The organism is Flavobacterium sp. (assembly GCF_031422135.1).
Classification (GTDB): domain Bacteria; phylum Bacteroidota; class Bacteroidia; order Flavobacteriales; family Flavobacteriaceae; genus Flavobacterium.
This window is the reverse complement of record NZ_JANOQD010000003.1, coordinates 72,522-87,461: the sequence shown is the minus strand read 5'-3', so window position 1 is coordinate 87,461 and position 14,940 is coordinate 72,522. Positions and strand designations below refer to the sequence as shown.

The 14,940-nt window shown below is 31.0% G+C and carries 15 protein-coding genes; 3 read left to right on the top strand and 12 right to left on the bottom strand.

The genetic code is table 11. The features are described 5' to 3' along the window. Nucleotides 1-4 precede the first annotated feature (4 nt). Both lpxK and RMO70_RS00575 read left to right on the top strand, forming a co-directional pair. Nucleotides 5-1,012 carry a tetraacyldisaccharide 4'-kinase gene (gene lpxK / locus RMO70_RS00580; RefSeq protein WP_310554473.1) on the top strand — a complete coding sequence of 336 codons (1,008 nt, stop codon included), beginning with the start codon at nt 5-7 and terminating at the stop codon, nt 1,010-1,012. Beyond that, nucleotides 1,002-1,817, top strand: a complete 816-nt coding sequence (locus RMO70_RS00575) for a purine-nucleoside phosphorylase (protein WP_310554472.1) — start codon at nt 1,002-1,004, stop codon at nt 1,815-1,817. Before lpxK ends, RMO70_RS00575 begins: the two co-directional genes overlap by 11 nt. Here the strand turns inward: RMO70_RS00575 and RMO70_RS00570 are convergent. The 3 genes from RMO70_RS00570 to lipA all read right to left on the bottom strand — a co-directional run bounded on the left by RMO70_RS00570 (nt 1,792) and on the right by lipA (nt 6,018). Further along, on the bottom strand, nt 1,792-4,002 hold the full coding sequence (locus RMO70_RS00570) for a response regulator (RefSeq protein WP_310554471.1): 2,211 nt from the start codon (nt 4,000-4,002) through the stop codon (nt 1,792-1,794). The two genes, RMO70_RS00575 and RMO70_RS00570, sit on opposite strands and share 26 nt — an antisense overlap. A 29-nt stretch (nt 4,003-4,031) precedes the next feature. After that, entirely contained in the window at nt 4,032-5,033 is a 1,002-nt protein-coding gene (gene gap / locus RMO70_RS00565; RefSeq protein ID WP_310554470.1) for a type I glyceraldehyde-3-phosphate dehydrogenase, read from the bottom strand. Nucleotides 5,034-5,145: 112 nt separating this feature from the next. Beyond that, a complete protein-coding gene (gene lipA / locus RMO70_RS00560) occupies nt 5,146-6,018 on the bottom strand; it encodes a lipoyl synthase (protein WP_310554469.1) in 873 nt (290 codons plus the stop codon). A gap of 251 nt (nt 6,019-6,269) precedes the next feature. Between lipA and RMO70_RS00555 the strand changes: the two genes are divergently transcribed. Next, nucleotides 6,270-7,064, top strand: a complete 795-nt coding sequence (locus RMO70_RS00555) for a hypothetical protein (RefSeq protein WP_310554468.1) — start codon at nt 6,270-6,272, stop codon at nt 7,062-7,064. A 62-nt stretch (nt 7,065-7,126) separates the two neighbouring features. Here the strand turns inward: RMO70_RS00555 and RMO70_RS00550 are convergent, their stop codons facing one another. The 9 genes from RMO70_RS00550 to recF form a co-directional block, all read right to left on the bottom strand. Beyond that, on the bottom strand, nt 7,127-7,954 hold the full coding sequence (locus RMO70_RS00550; protein ID WP_310554467.1) for an energy transducer TonB: 828 nt from the start codon (nt 7,952-7,954) through the stop codon (nt 7,127-7,129). A 172-nt stretch (nt 7,955-8,126) separates the two neighbouring features. Further along, nucleotides 8,127-8,675: a sigma-70 family RNA polymerase sigma factor gene (locus RMO70_RS00545; RefSeq protein WP_310554466.1), complete on the bottom strand. Its 549-nt coding sequence runs from the start codon at nt 8,673-8,675 to the stop codon at nt 8,127-8,129. Further along, the gene (locus RMO70_RS00540; RefSeq protein WP_310554465.1) at nt 8,666-9,778 is read right to left on the bottom strand and encodes a glycosyltransferase; all 1,113 of its coding nucleotides are present in this window, start codon (nt 9,776-9,778) and stop codon (nt 8,666-8,668) included. The genes RMO70_RS00545 and RMO70_RS00540 overlap by 10 nt, the downstream gene beginning before the upstream one ends. Before the next feature lie 85 nt (nt 9,779-9,863). Then, nucleotides 9,864-10,475, bottom strand: coding sequence for an FMN-binding negative transcriptional regulator (locus RMO70_RS00535; RefSeq protein ID WP_310554464.1), 612 nt, complete (start codon nt 10,473-10,475; stop codon nt 9,864-9,866). A 53-nt stretch (nt 10,476-10,528) separates the two neighbouring features. Further along, nucleotides 10,529-11,542 carry a UDP-N-acetylmuramate dehydrogenase gene (gene murB, locus RMO70_RS00530; protein ID WP_310554463.1) on the bottom strand — a complete coding sequence of 338 codons (1,014 nt, stop codon included), beginning with the start codon at nt 11,540-11,542 and terminating at the stop codon, nt 10,529-10,531. 82 nt (nt 11,543-11,624) lie between these two features. After that, the gene (locus tag RMO70_RS00525) at nt 11,625-12,686 is read right to left on the bottom strand and encodes a glycosyltransferase (RefSeq protein ID WP_310554462.1); all 1,062 of its coding nucleotides are present in this window, start codon (nt 12,684-12,686) and stop codon (nt 11,625-11,627) included. Between the two features lie 7 nt (nt 12,687-12,693). Further along, a complete protein-coding gene (locus tag RMO70_RS00520) occupies nt 12,694-13,368 on the bottom strand; it encodes a DUF2461 domain-containing protein (RefSeq protein ID WP_310554461.1) in 675 nt (224 codons plus the stop codon). Between the two features lie 4 nt (nt 13,369-13,372). Continuing rightward, nucleotides 13,373-13,765: a rhodanese-like domain-containing protein gene (locus RMO70_RS00515; RefSeq protein ID WP_310554460.1), complete on the bottom strand. Its 393-nt coding sequence runs from the start codon at nt 13,763-13,765 to the stop codon at nt 13,373-13,375. Between the two features lie 30 nt (nt 13,766-13,795). Continuing rightward, nucleotides 13,796-14,875 (bottom strand): DNA replication/repair protein RecF, encoded by a 1,080-nt coding sequence (gene recF, locus RMO70_RS00510; RefSeq protein WP_310554459.1) that lies wholly within the window; start codon nt 14,873-14,875, stop codon nt 13,796-13,798. Nucleotides 14,876-14,940: the final 65 nt, after the last annotated feature.

Here is a 14,940-nt window from a genome sequence, read left to right as displayed (position 1 = left end):
TAAAATGAATTTTTTGAGAAAATTACTTTTCCCTTTCGCCATTTTGTACGGATGCATTACTGGTTTTCGTAATTTTCTTTACGATAAAGGCATTTTTAAATCCTACTCGTTTGCTATACCAGTTATTGCAGTAGGTAATTTGAGCGTAGGTGGTACTGGAAAAACCCCTCAAATAGAATATCTTATTCGATTATTATCCGATAAATATAAGGTGTCTACTTTGAGTCGTGGTTACAAACGAAAATCCGTAGGATTTGTTTTGGCTGATGAAAATGCTACAGCAGAAATTTTAGGTGATGAGCCTTTTCAGTTTTATAAAAAATTTCCAAACATTCAAGTTGCTGTCGATGCCAATCGGAAAAACGGCATTGAGCAATTGCTTTTGCAAAAAAATAAACCCGATATCATATTGCTTGACGACGCTTTTCAGCATAGAAGAGTGAAGGCTGGATTTTATATTTTACTTACTACTTATAATGATTTGTTTACAAACGATTTTATAGTGCCCACTGGGAATTTGCGCGAAAGTCGTGTCGGGTCTAAACGTGCTGATGTCATTGTGGTTACAAAATCTCCAAATACTTTGTCTGACAGTGAGCAAATTAGAATTAAAAAGGAATTAAAATTGAAGAATAATCAACAATTGTATTTTTCTGCTATTGAATATGATAATTTTGTAATTAATAATGAAAAAGAAATAGAATTATCGCAAATAAAAGATTCAGATAAATTAATTTTGGCAGGAATTGCAAAGCCAGAATCATTTTTTGAATATTTGAAGAAGGACAATGATATTGTGATGAAATTTCCAGATCATCACAATTTTACAGAAAATGATATTATAGATATAAAAAATAAATCAAAAGATAAAATCATTATTACAACCGAAAAAGATTATGTGCGATTGGTTGATAAATTAAACTCGAAAGCGCTTTATTATTTACCTATTAAAAGTACATTCATTACGAAAGGGAATTATTTTGATAAAACAGTATTAAGTTATGTGGTATAAAGTTCAAGAAACGATTCGTTTTATAGCAACAAAAACAAGTATTCAACCGGAATATGGTGTTATTCTAGGTTCAGGTTTGGGAGGATTTGTTGATGATATTGAAATTGATTGTATTTTGGAATACAAAGACATCCCTAATTTTCCTATTTGTACAGTGGAGGGGCACGTTGGTGCACTAGTTTTTGGTAAAATTGGAGACAAACAAGTCGTTGCAATGCAAGGGAGAGCTCATTATTATGAGGGTTATTCAATGCAACAAATCACTTTTCCTATACGTGTTATGAAACAACTGGGAATTACAAAAATGATTGTTTCTAATGCTTCTGGGGGTGTCAATTCTGCTTATGCAGTTGGAACAATAGTCTTGATAAAAGACCATATTAATTATTTTCCTGAAAATCCATTACGAGGGATAAACGATACTCGTTTTGGTCCACAGTTTATAAGTATGACAGGTGCTTACAGTTCTGAAATGATTTCGAAAGCTAAAACTATCGCTTCCAGTTTAAATTTTAAGGTGGAAGAAGGTGTTTATTTTGGTCTTCAGGGGCCTACTTTTGAAAATCTTGCCGAATATAAAATGTTTAAGATATTGGGTGCAGATTGTGTGGGTATGTCAACTGTTCCAGAAGTTATTGTGGCGAGACATATGGATGTTGAATGTTTTGGCGTATCAGTAGTTGCAGATACTAGTAACGAACACCCTACTGAAATTCCACTTTCTCACGAAGAAGTTCTGAAAGAAATGGGTAAAGTAGATCCGCTAGTGAGAGGTTTAATTATGGGTTTAATAACGCAACATTAACAATCAGAAAATTTTGTTCTAAAGTTTTGTAAAAAGCGTCAGGATTAAACGGTTTTGTGATTACATCTGTCATTCCATACGATAGTAACATTTCTCTGTTTTCATCTAATGAAATTGCTGTTAATGCAATAATAGGAGTGTTTTTGTCAAATTTTCTAATTTCTTCAGTAGCAATTGTACCGTTTATTCCAGGCAAATGAACATCCATTAGAACTAAATCGTATTTGTTTGTTTGCATTTTTGTTATGGCATCTTCTCCAGTTTCACAAAGCTCGCAAATCATTTCTTTTTTCTCCAGAATTTTTTTGGTAATCATTTGGTTGATTTTATTGTCCTCTACCAATAAAATACTTTTATTAACAAATATGCTTTCGTCTTCGATAGAATTAATAGTGGATTCAACTAATGCTTTTCCAATTTGGAATTCTAAATTATAAGTGAATGTGGAACCTTTGCCAATTTCACTTGAAACCGCTATTTTTCCTCCAAGTAATGATACTAATCGTTTTACAATAGTTAAACCTAGTCCCGTGCCCCCATATTTTCTGTTTATTTCGACTGAACCTTGAGAGAAACTGTCAAAGATAGATTCTAGTTTTTCAGTTGGAATTCCTATTCCCGTGTCTTGAACATCAAATCGGATATTACAGGTATCATCATAGATGTGATTTATTTTGGTGCTCACTGTAATAATACCATTTTCAGTAAATTTGAGTGCATTATTGATTAGATTAATTGATATTTGAGATATTTTAGTTGGATCACTAATAACAACATTTGGTACATCTTCATCAATATTTAAGAGTAGTTGATTGTTGTTTTTGCTTGCTTCTTCTTTTAACGAGTTTTGAATGTTATGCAATAATTCTCTCAAATTGAAGCTAATTTTCTCGACTTCAATATTATTAGATTCAATTCGATTAATTTCTAGAATTTCATTGATATAAGTTAGAAGGTAATTTCCAGAAAATTTTAATGATTTTAAATATTCTATTTGATTTGGTTTTGGGTCATCATCAAGTAAAATATGAGATATTCCGTTTATAGCATTCAACGGAGTTCGTAGTTCGTGGCTTACAGTTGATAAGAATTCTGCACGTGCTTTTGAGGCTTTTTCTATTCTTTCTTTAGCGATTTCGAGTTCGTTATTTTTTCCTTTAAGCAATTCGTTTGATTTGTTTCGAATAATATTGTTTTTATACAATGATAACATCGAAAGCGAAAGAATTGTAATCAATGCAATGCTTAAAATATTAATTAGTTTTGAAAACTTTACAGATTTTTCTTGTTGCTTTTTTTGAATCTCCATTCTTTCCATAGAGCGCAACATTTCATCTACTTTAAATTTGTCTGAAGCAATGTTTATTTTTTTAGATTTATATATTTTGTCCAATGAATCTCTAAGCTGTGTATTTATTTTTAAATATTTAAAAGAATTGTTGTTTTGAAGCATATTTCCGTATACTTCACTGACTTTTTTTGTTATTTTAATTTGCTGACTTATGTTGTTAGATTCTTTACTAAGTTCATAACCTCGAAACAAATAATTCAGAGCAAGATTGTTTATTTTTGCCTTTGATTTAAGTAATCCTAATTGGTACAAAGCTTCAGATTGTGTTTCGTAAATATTTTTATTTTTTTGTAAAAGAGAAATTTCTGCTAGAATTTTTTCTGCAATTAAATATTCTTCTTTTTCTATATATAAAATTGCTTTTTGAAGGTTTACCATATTTTTTGCGTCCGGCAAGTCAATACTGTCATATGCTGAATTTGCTTTTTCAAAATAAGACTCTGCTTTAGAGAATTTGAGTTTTTGCATATAGCACAACCCTAAATTATAGTAGGTTAATGCTAATCTTGATCCAGGTTCAATTGAATTTAATATAGAAACACTTCGAATGAGATTTTCTATCGCTTTGTCGAACTCTTTTAAATCAATGTAAACTAGTGCTAATGTGAAATATCCATCAGCTAGTCTTGAAATATTTTTTGTTTTTTGGGCATAAATTATAGCTTTATTAGAGTTCTCTAAAGCTTTGTCAAACAATTTATTGTCCTTGTGAAGTTTTGAATTCTCGTTGTAATAAAAGGCACTATCAATTATTGTTACATTATTCCTTGTATTTTGTCCAAAAACAAAATAGTTAGTCAAAAAGAATACAATCAGAATTAAATGTTTACTCATATATTAAAAACATAATACCATAAATGTAATTATTTTTTTGCAATAAAAGTAATTAAGTCAATAATTCTGCTTGAATATCCTATTTCGTTATCATACCAACCTACAATTTTGACCATTTTATCGATTACAGATGTTAACTGAGCATCAAACAAACAGGAGTTTCTGTTTCCTAGAATATCTACCGAAACAATTGGGTCTTCAGTGTAAGCAAGTATTCCTTTTAATTCATTTTCAGAAGCTCTTTTGAATGCCAAATTAATTTCATCTATGGATACCTCACGTTTTACATTTACCGTTATATCTGTTAGTGATCCATCTGGAACAGGAACTCTAATGCCGCAACCCCCAATTTTTCCTTTCAATTCTGGAAAAATTTTTGTCAACGCTTTTGCTGCGCCAGTTGTTGTAGGAACTATCGACTGGCTTGCGCCACGTGCTCTACGCAAATCTTTGTGCGGTTGATCGTGTAAACTTTGATCTGTGGTATAGGAATGAATGGTTGTAATGTATGCTTGCTCAATGCCGCATAATTCTTGCAATATTTTAATCATTGGTGCAGCATTATTGGTGGTGCAACTTGCATTGGAAATGATTGTTTCGCTTCCATCAAGACTGTTTTCGTTTACACCAAGAACCACCGTTTTAATATTTTCAACTTCAGCAGGAGCTGATAAAATTACTTTTTTTGCACCAGCAAGAATATGGTTGTTTATGTCTTCAAAACTATGGTACTTGCCAGTCGATTCGATAACGAAATCAATATTTAATGATTTCCAATCTAGTTTTAAAATTTCCTTTTCGTGGAAAAACAAGTACGGTTTTTCGTCTACTACAATCGAGGATTCATTATGCGAAATACTATTGGGTAATACTCCGTGAATGCTGTCATATTTGAGTAAATGTGCCATTGTTTTATTGTCAGCAATATCATTTATCGCCACGATTTCAATGGTAGGGTGGTTTAATAATAATCTAAATAAGTTTCGACCAATTCGTCCAAAACCATTAATAGCAATTCTTGTTTTTGTCATTTTTATTTTCAAAAGTCAATCACAATTTCAATTACAGGGTTCGTTTTTTCAAATTTTAGCAGTATCAAAATGAATTCTTGATATTGAATTTGATTTTTGAAATTGAAATTTTTTAAAGTATGTGTTTTTGTGCTTTGTAGGAGGAACGAACTAATGCACCACTTTCTACGTGACGGAATCCCATTTCTAGTCCAATTTTTTCGTATTTTTGAAATTGTTCAGGCAAAATATACTCCTTTACTGGAAGGTGTTTTTTGCTGGGTTGCAAATATTGACCTATGGTTACAATGTCTACATTAGCATTTCGTAAATCTCGCATTGTTTGTATTACTTCTTCTTCAGTTTCTCCTAAACCTAACATAATACCTGATTTTGTTCTACGAATTCCTTGTTGTTTTAAGTAACGCAAAACCTCTAAACTTTTGTCATATTTGGCTTGAATTCGCACTTCACGAGTTAATCGACGTACCGTTTCCATATTATGTGAAACCACCTCGGGATTAGCTTCGACTATTCGATCTAAATTTCTTTCGACTCCTTGAAAATCTGGAATTAGTGTTTCTAGAGTGGTTTCTGGATTCATTCTGCGAATGGCTTTTACGGTTTCGATCCAAATAATAGAACCCATATCTTTCAAATCGTCACGATCCACACTAGTAATCACAGCGTGTTTGATATTCATAATCTTGATAGAACGGGCTACTTTTTCTGGTTCGTCCCAATCAACAGTTTCTGGACGACCCGTTTTTACGCCGCAAAATCCACACGAACGAGTGCAAATATTTCCAAGAATCATAAATGTTGCAGTGCCTTCGCCCCAACATTCGCCCATATTTGGACAGCTTCCAGAGGTGCAAATGGTGTTTAATTTATATTTATCAACAAGTCCTCGTAGTTCGGTATATTTTTGACCAATGGGTAATTTTACCTTTAGCCATTTCGGCTTTGCAATTGGGAGTATGTTTGATTCAAGTACGGTTTCCATAACTTTTAATTTCAAAATACAAAGATAGGTAAAGATTGATAATTTTAGATTTTAGCAATAAAATTTATTGTAAAAATGAATACTAATTTATTCAGATTAAATATTGTTGACATTGTATTATTGTAATATTTTTTCTAAAAATTAGTATTTACATATAAGTAACTCATATTTAATGATTTATTAAAATATTTTAAACAATAAAAGAATGATAATTAAATACATTTGATAGTATTATCAAAAAAACTAAAATCATGAAAAAGACTATTTTTTATTCGTTTGTGCTAACACTATTTACTTTAGGGCAAATTTATTCGCAAGCTACGACGCAACAAAATTTGAATTCTGCGATTGAATCTGCTGAGAAAATTAAAGTGGATGTCAAAACGGCAAGAAGAGCCGTAAATCAATTGGTTAAGGAATTAACTATTCTTGGAAATCCAAATTCTAATTTGTTCAATAACAAAATGATAGCCCAAATTAATGCTGTTCAGAATAATGCTGATGATGTTGATTATTTAGTCAATGAAGCAAAGAATGTTTCAGCACTTCCATTTTCATCTCAAGAAATAAATGGACTAACTGCGGATTTGGTTATTTTAAATGATAATTTAATGTATTTAAACAATCAAATTGTAACTGCTTTGAACAATAATAGTAACAATGTTGCTTTAAATTATGTTCCTCAAGTTAGATCCGTTTTAACATCTCAAAACAACAAAGCTATCGAGATTATAAATAAAATTGATGCAATAAAACTGGCTGTAAAAACATATAATGTATGTATTCAAACTGTCGATAATCAAGGAAATCCAGTTGCCGCATCAGATTTATTTGGTTTTTATGGAGAAAATTTAACTACAAATGAAGGGTTTTATCCAACAAATCAAGAAGGAACTTGTTTTGAAAATTTACTTCCAGGAACTTATAGATTTGATTCTTTTGACGGATATTTTAGCGGAACAGGCTCTGCTCAAGTTACACTTTCTGATAGTTTGGTAAATGCTGATGGAGTAATAGTAGTGAATTTAGTATATTGGTCAGAATAATTTTTTTAATGTAAATAGAAAAGGTGTTTGAAATTGATATTCAAACACCTTTTTTTATACTATTATTCTTGAAATTCTGTTTTAACCATAATTGGTAATGAATAGGAAGTTCTTACTTTTTCGCCTTTGTAAACTCCTGCTTCCCATTTTGTTTTAATTGATTTCAAAACTCGAATCGCTTCTTTGTCCATTCCAAAACCTGGATTATTTGGTACAGTTATATTAGACAATGTTCCATCTTTTTCGACTACAAAATACACAATTACTTTTATAATTTTTTCCTCTTCCATTTCTGGAGCTACAAATTTCTTACCAACGGTTTTCAAAAACTCATTGATTCCTCCTGGGAAATTTGGTTTTTTATCCAATTCAAAAACTCCCTTAATAGCATTAGGATCTAGTTTAGTTGGTTCAATGATATTTGTATTTGTTGTATTTTCATTTCCACTTGTATTTTCAACGGTGTTTCCTGATGTGTTATTAGAATTATTGTTTTCTAAATTTTCATTTTTTGTAATTTCATCAGTAGATGCTTTTTTTTGCTCCACAATAGTTGGATCAATAAGTTCCGTGGTTTCTACTGGATTTTTTACAGCTGCTTTTTTTGGAAGTACTGGTTCTACTTTAATTTCTTCTTTCTCAGGGAATATAACTTCTATAACTTCTGAACTTTCTAAAGAAGGTGGTATTTCTGGCGTTTTCTCAACTGTAAAGGAACTTGATAATAAGATGATTCCAACAAATGATGTTAGTAATCCAATGGATACAAAAAAGGCTTTAATTGTAGTGTTGGCTTCTTCTTTGCGCAATTGATATGCACCATATTCTTTGTTTTTTCCTTCAAAGACTAATTCCAACCATTCGTTTTTGTTACTATTTAATTTTGACATAATTTCTAGGGTTTTATAATTAATAATCTGTTCTTTTTTGATTAATTAATTGAAAAAATCGTGCCAAAATTATGTTAAACATATAAATAGTTTAAATTTTTACATAAAAAATTGAATTTTATTCAATTTGATTCGAATTGTTTGAAGGAAAGTGTTTTTTGGAAGTAAAATATTAGTTATTGCTAATAATCTCCGCTAATAATTTTTTAGCTCTAAGGAGTTTAATTTTTACATTATTAAGAGGCTCGTTCAAATCTTCGGCTATTTCTTGATAAGTCATTTCTTGAAAATAACGCATTTGAATCACTTCCTGATACGCAGGCTTGAGTTGTTTTATAAACTGAAGCAATCGGGATAAGTTTTGTTCTGTAATTAATTTATCTTCTGCTGAAGGGGTTGTGTCTGCAACACGGTAGGCAATATCATCTTCTTCATCAGTAATATCAATGAATAGTGATGATTTTTTTTTGCGAAGCAAGTCAATATGAACATTTTTTGCAATCGCAATTATCCAAGTGTTAAATTGAAATTCGGGGTTGTACGTGGCTATTTTATCAAAAGCTTTTGAAAAAGTTTCTATGGTTATGTCTTCGGCATCTGTTTCATTTTCAGTGCGTTGAAGCATAAATCCATACACTTCATTCCAATAATGATCTAGTAAAGCGGTAAAAGCCACTTGGTCGCCTCCTTTAGCTTTTTCTATTAACTTATTTATTTCCAATATACAGGTTTTGAAAAAATATTTCTAAAAAACACATTTAATTGTGTGAATATAAGCATTATTTCAAGAATTGGATAATAATACATTACATCTTTTTCATAAAGTTTTCCTGCGGCATAGCCTAATGATATCCAAGAAATGATATATCGAAACACAATTATGGAGACTACAATCATCCACTGAAATTGAAATAGCAATAGTAAAATAGATAACGTAAAAAATAGAAATTGAGAGGCAAAAAATAAACCCAATTGTGTTTTGTCAAATAATTTGTAGTTTTTTGCAGTTGAAATATGTCTTCTTTTTTGCATAATCCAATCCCGAAATGTGTTTTTTGCTTTGGAATAGGTAAAGCTTTCAGGATTGAAATTGATTGCTGTATTTCTTGAAGTTGCTGCTTCATTTATGAATAAATCGTCGTCACCTGAACGAATTTTCATATGATGAATAAAACCATTAGTATTGAAAAATTCTTGACGTTTGTAGGCTAAGTTACGTCCAACTCCCATATAGGGTTTTCCAAATTTTGCCCAAGCAAAATATTGTGTTGCGGTTAGTAATGTTTCAAAACGAATTAGTTTATTTAATAACCCATCCTCTTTTTCGTAAGCACCATATCCTAAAACTATGGTTTTTTGCTCTGAAAATTGCGAACTCATTTCGGTTATCCAATTTTCAGAATCTGGGTAACAATCCGCATCTATAAACAATAGATTATCATGTGTTGCCGATTTAATACCAAGAGTAAGTGCAAATTTTTTGTTTCCCCAAAAGGCTTCGTTATTTTCTACTTTAATGAGTTTTACGTTTGCATTATTTTTCTCAAATCCCTCCAAAACTTCCAGTGTTTCATCGCTTGATGCATCATTGATTAGGACTAATTCGAAGTTAGGGTAATTTTGTTTTAATAGTAAAGGAATGTAATTCGAAACGTTTTCTTCTTCGTTTTTGGCACATACAATTACGGATATTGGATTATTTGTTGCTTTGTTTTCTTGTGTTTTCGAAAAAGAAAATTTACCAAATAGCAATGCGTAATAAATTACCTGAATGATTGTAATTACTATAAAAAAATAGAGTAAAAAGAGTAAAAATTGCGCCATAAATCAGTCTGAAATTATTTTGCAAAGGTAGCTAAAAGATTTAGGAATTACGAATTACAAATTAGGAATTTTAAAACCGATTATTTTATGGTTTTTTACTCATTTCTTGGGCAACTAGAATTGAATTTGGACAGCCTGTTTTTTCTAATTCTGAAATAATGTTTTGATGGTTTTTTGCATCACGATTTTGCGACATTTTTTTCACTGCTTCGATGCCCGTAATTTCGATTTCAAATGCCGTTATTCCTCTTGCTTGTAACATTGTTTGCTTCGATAAATCTTCTATTCGTAATGGTTTTTCTGATGTTGCTTCGTATTTATCAACTAGTTTTTTGAGTGATTTGGTTGCTTCCTCAAGATTTAAAGTTTTTACTTTTCCATATACGTGTACTGCCACATAATTCCAAGTGGGCACGTTTTCGTGGTCGTACCAAGACGATGAAATATAAGAATGAACTCCTGTAAAAATGGCTAAAACTTCCGTATTAGTCTTGAAACTTTCTCCTTGTGGATTTTCTTTGGAAATGTGTCCAACTAAAATAGCTTTACCCGCTTCGTTTTCATCCAGAATAAGTGGAATATGTGTTGCCCAGAGTTTTGCATTGGTCTGATTGACTAAAATGGCAAAGCCGTTTTCGGCAATAAATTTTTTAATATCCTCTTGATTTTCATTTTTATAAATAGCTGGAATGTACATTTTGAATTACGATTTACGATTGTGAATTACGATTTTTCGAATCGCAACCAAAATCAGATTACATTAACTTCTGCTTCGATTGCGATGCCATATTTTTCAAAAATGGTTTTTTGAATTTCTTTTGATACGTTTAATATTTCTTGCCCTGTTGCGTTACCATAATTTACTAAAACTAAGGCTTGATTCTTATGAATTCCTGCATCACCAAAACGTTTTCCTTTGAAACCCGCTTGTTCTATAAGCCACCCAGCTGGAACTTTGACCTCGGTTTCAGAAACATCATAATGTTTAATTTCTGGAAATTTAGCTTTGACTTCATTAAATAATGTTCTAGTTATAATAGGATTTTTAAAAAAACTACCACTATTTCCTAGTTCTTTTGGATCGGGCAATTTACTCTGACGAATAGCAATTACTGCATTACTAACATCTTTCAAAGTTGGTGTTTTAATATTATGTTTTTCTAATTCAGCAGTAATGTCTCCATAGGAAGTGTTTATTTTATGGTTTCGTTTGGTCAACTTAAAAACGACTGAGGTGATAATATATTGGTCTTTGACTTCGTGTTTAAAAACACTTTCTCTATAACCAAAGTGACATTCAGATTTTGAAAAAGTTTTAATTTCTTGACTTTCAATATGTATGGCTTGGCATAAAACAAAAGTGTCTTTAATTTCGGTACCATACGCTCCTATGTTTTGAACGGGAGTTGTTCCCACATTGCCTGGAATAAGTGACATATTTTCTAATCCTCCAAAATTTTGATTTATTGTCCACAGTACAAACTCGTGCCAGTTTTCGCCAGCTTGACTTTCTACCCAAACAAAATCATCGTCTTCCTTGATTATTTTTTTTCCTTTCAAATCAATATGAATCACTAATGCTTCTATGTCTTGTGTTAGCAACATATTACTTCCGCCGCCTAAAATAAATTTTTCTTGGGCTTTGTTTTCAAGTAAAACGGTTTTTAAATCTGGAACGGAATGAACAGCGACAAATTGTTTTGCTTTTGCTTCAATTCCAAAAGTGTTGTGTTTTTTTAAAGAAAAGTTAGAAATGATATTCATAATAAAGGTTTCAATTGGATACAAAAATAAGCAAAGAATTTAGACAAATTTCTGAAAGTAGTTTTTTTGCTAAAGATTATAATTAGGTATGTTTTGTTGCGATTAATTGATGGTAAGCATCAGCAATTTTCTTCATATTTTTTTCATAATTAGCATTTTCTTCTACAAATTTTCTATTTGTGACAATCGATTTTTGTCTAACGTTATGATTTTGAAAAGCCCATTCCATTTCTGAGGCTAACTTTGTGTAATTTTCTGAAGGAACCAGAATGCCATTTTCTTTGTGTTTAATCCAACTACGATTTCCTGGTAAATCTGTCACAATTGGAAAACATCCACAAGCCATCGCTTCAAATAAGGAAGCTGAAACACCTTCTGTGGTGGGCATACTGATATAAAAATTAGATTTTTGAAGTAGTTTTGGTAAATCAGTATTGTTAACTCTTCCTGTAAAATAAACTTCATTTTCAATTTGCAAAGCAATCGCTTGTTTTTTCAAATTTTCTAACAAAACTCCATCTCCTACAATAGTCAACTGGAAAGGGATGTTTTTTTGTTTTAAAATTCCAAAAGCATTTAGTATCACCTCGTGTTTGTATTCTTGTTGAAGTGTTCGGGTTACGATAGCGTTTAGTATCGATTCGTCAGAATTATTTTGAAATTCAAAAAAGGATAAGTTTATTCCTTTTGGTAAAATCATCACTTTTGACATATCCACTTTACTCGCTTTCATATGCTTGGCCATTACTGGTCCCCAGGCGTGAATTAAAGTAGCTTTTTTGAAAGCATATCTCTGAATTATTTTTTTAAATGGATAGGTTATTGAGTTTTCTGGCCACAAATCCGTAATACCTTGCTGCGCAATGGCAATTGGGGTTACGCCACTCAATGCTGCAAGAAAGCCATAACTGGTAGTCCTTTCGGCTATTATCATATCCACTTTAGAGGTTTTTGCAATACTTCTTATAGTTGTAAATGCTTTAATGAGTTCTAGTATTCTTGCTACTCTACCTAAGCCATTACTCTTGCTCTTTAATTCCCAAGTTACAATTTCAAAATCGCCAAATTCTTTTAAGCCGTTTATCCAAGTAATGGCATCGGCTCGATAGGTTTCACCAAGAAAAAGGATTCTTTTTTTTTGCATTATTGTTTTATTCTTCAGTTTCTAAAGCTCTATTTAAGAAATCATTGAATGGTTTTAAAACAATTAGTTTTTGGACTATTTTTTTAGAAAAATCAGTATCTAAAAATAATTTGTCTTCAATTTTTTGAGAACAAGTAAAGCTTTTTAATTTTAAAAATTCAATAGCAGGATGACTTGGGTCGTAACCTTTTGGTGCATTTTTCAAAACATTGTTTTCTTCACGAGTTATTGCTTTAAATTCAGTAACAAAATTTTTATTTTCTACAATTGCTGTTAAATCATCGTGAAAAAATTCGATTTCTTTTCTAATTTTTTTTAATTGATTAGCTTCTGGACACCAAACTCCGCCAGCTATGAAAGAGCTCCCTTTTTCGAAATGAATATAGTAACCAGGGCTGTTCTTACTGTTTTTGTTAGTGGTCAACCACATTCCAATATTGGTTTTGTATGGTGATTTATCTTTAGAAAATCGAATGTCTCGATTGATACGAAAAGTACAATTTTTCACCTCCAATGGCTCTAGAGATTTGTCCAATGGTTTCATTTCATTTAATACAGATGCGATATGTAGGTGGTAATCTTTTTTATAATCCTCATATCTGTTCTTATTGGCGTGCATCCACTCCGTATTATTGTTGTTTTTTAAGTCTTCGATAAATTGAATTGCTTCTTTAGATAACATAACTTTATTTTTTTACTGGAAATTTATTTGCAATCCAATTGGTAATGCCACCTTCCAGTTCGTAAACTTCAACAAATCCCATTTCAATTAGTTTGTTTGCAGATCTTTTGCTCCGTCCACCACTAAGGCAGTATACAAAAACAGGAGTGTTTTTGTCAAGTTTTTTAATTTTTTCTTCAAAATTTTCGCCATTCCAATCTATATTTTTTGCGTTGTTTAGGTGTTGCAATTCAAATTCTTCGGGTGATCTGGCATCAATAAGTTGCACCGTTTCGTTGTCTAACATTTTTGTTGCAAACACTTTAGGCGAAATGGTTTGGTATTTTTTTGAATTTTGTCCGTTGCAACTCAATATTACAAATGAAATCAAAATGAATGTTGAAACTAAATTTTTCATAGTCTTAAAATTTTTGCTAATATAATAATTTTACAGATTAAATATTTTGTAACTCTGATGAGTTGATTTTACAATATTTTCTGTTCTTTCCGTGTGTGTATCCGAAATGAATAATTGTCCAAAATCATCATTATTGACCATTGCAACAATTTTTTCGACTCTAGTTTCATCAAGTTTATCAAAAATATCGTCAAAAAGTAAAATGGGTTTTTCGCCACTTTGTTTTTTAACAAATTCAAATTGTGCTAGCTTTAAAGCAATTAAAAATGATTTTTGCTGCCCTTGTGAGCCGAATTTCTTAATGGGATATTGACCTATTTCAAACGATAAATCATCTTTATGAATTCCTACGCTTGTGTATTGCAAGGCTCTGTCTTTATTTATATTTGCTTTTAAAAGCGATAGTAAATCCTGATTTTCTAATTGGCTTTCATAATTCAATTGTACCGTTTCGGCAGAATTTGAAATATTTTGATAAAAAGTATTGAAAATAGGAATAAAATCATTTAAAAATTGTTTTCTCTTTTCATAAATTCGTTTTCCAAAAACATTTAATTGTCCATCATAAATCTCTAATGTTTCTGTTTCAAAAACGCGATTTAGGGCAAAATATTTTAGTAGGGCATTGCGTTGACTCAATACTTTTTGATACAGAATCAATTCTTGCAAATAGGCATTGTCTAATTGAGAAATAACACTGTCAATAAATTTTCTTCGAGTTTCGCTTCCTTCACGAATCAAATCCACATCAGTTGGTGAGATAATTACAAGTGGTATAAACCCCAAATGATCCGAAAATTTCTCATATATTTTTGCATTCCGTTTCAATATTTTTTTTTGACCTTTTTTAAAACTACAAAGTATATTTTCCGTCCGATTTTGTTTTTCAAATTCGCCGTCAATCACAAAGAAATCTTGATTGTGTTTGATGTTTTGTACAGCAAGTGTATTGAAATAGCTTTTTCCAAAAGCTAAATGGTAAATTGCATCGAGTATATTGGTTTTCCCAACACCGTTTTTTCCTACAAAACAGTTTATTTTATGTTCAAATTCAAAATTAACTTCGTTAAAGTTCTTGAAATTGAATAAAGAAAGTTTTTTTAAGTACATATATTAAGGTAGAAATGTCTGTTTTAGACCACTTGCAAAAGAACATTTCGAATTGGATTGCAAAT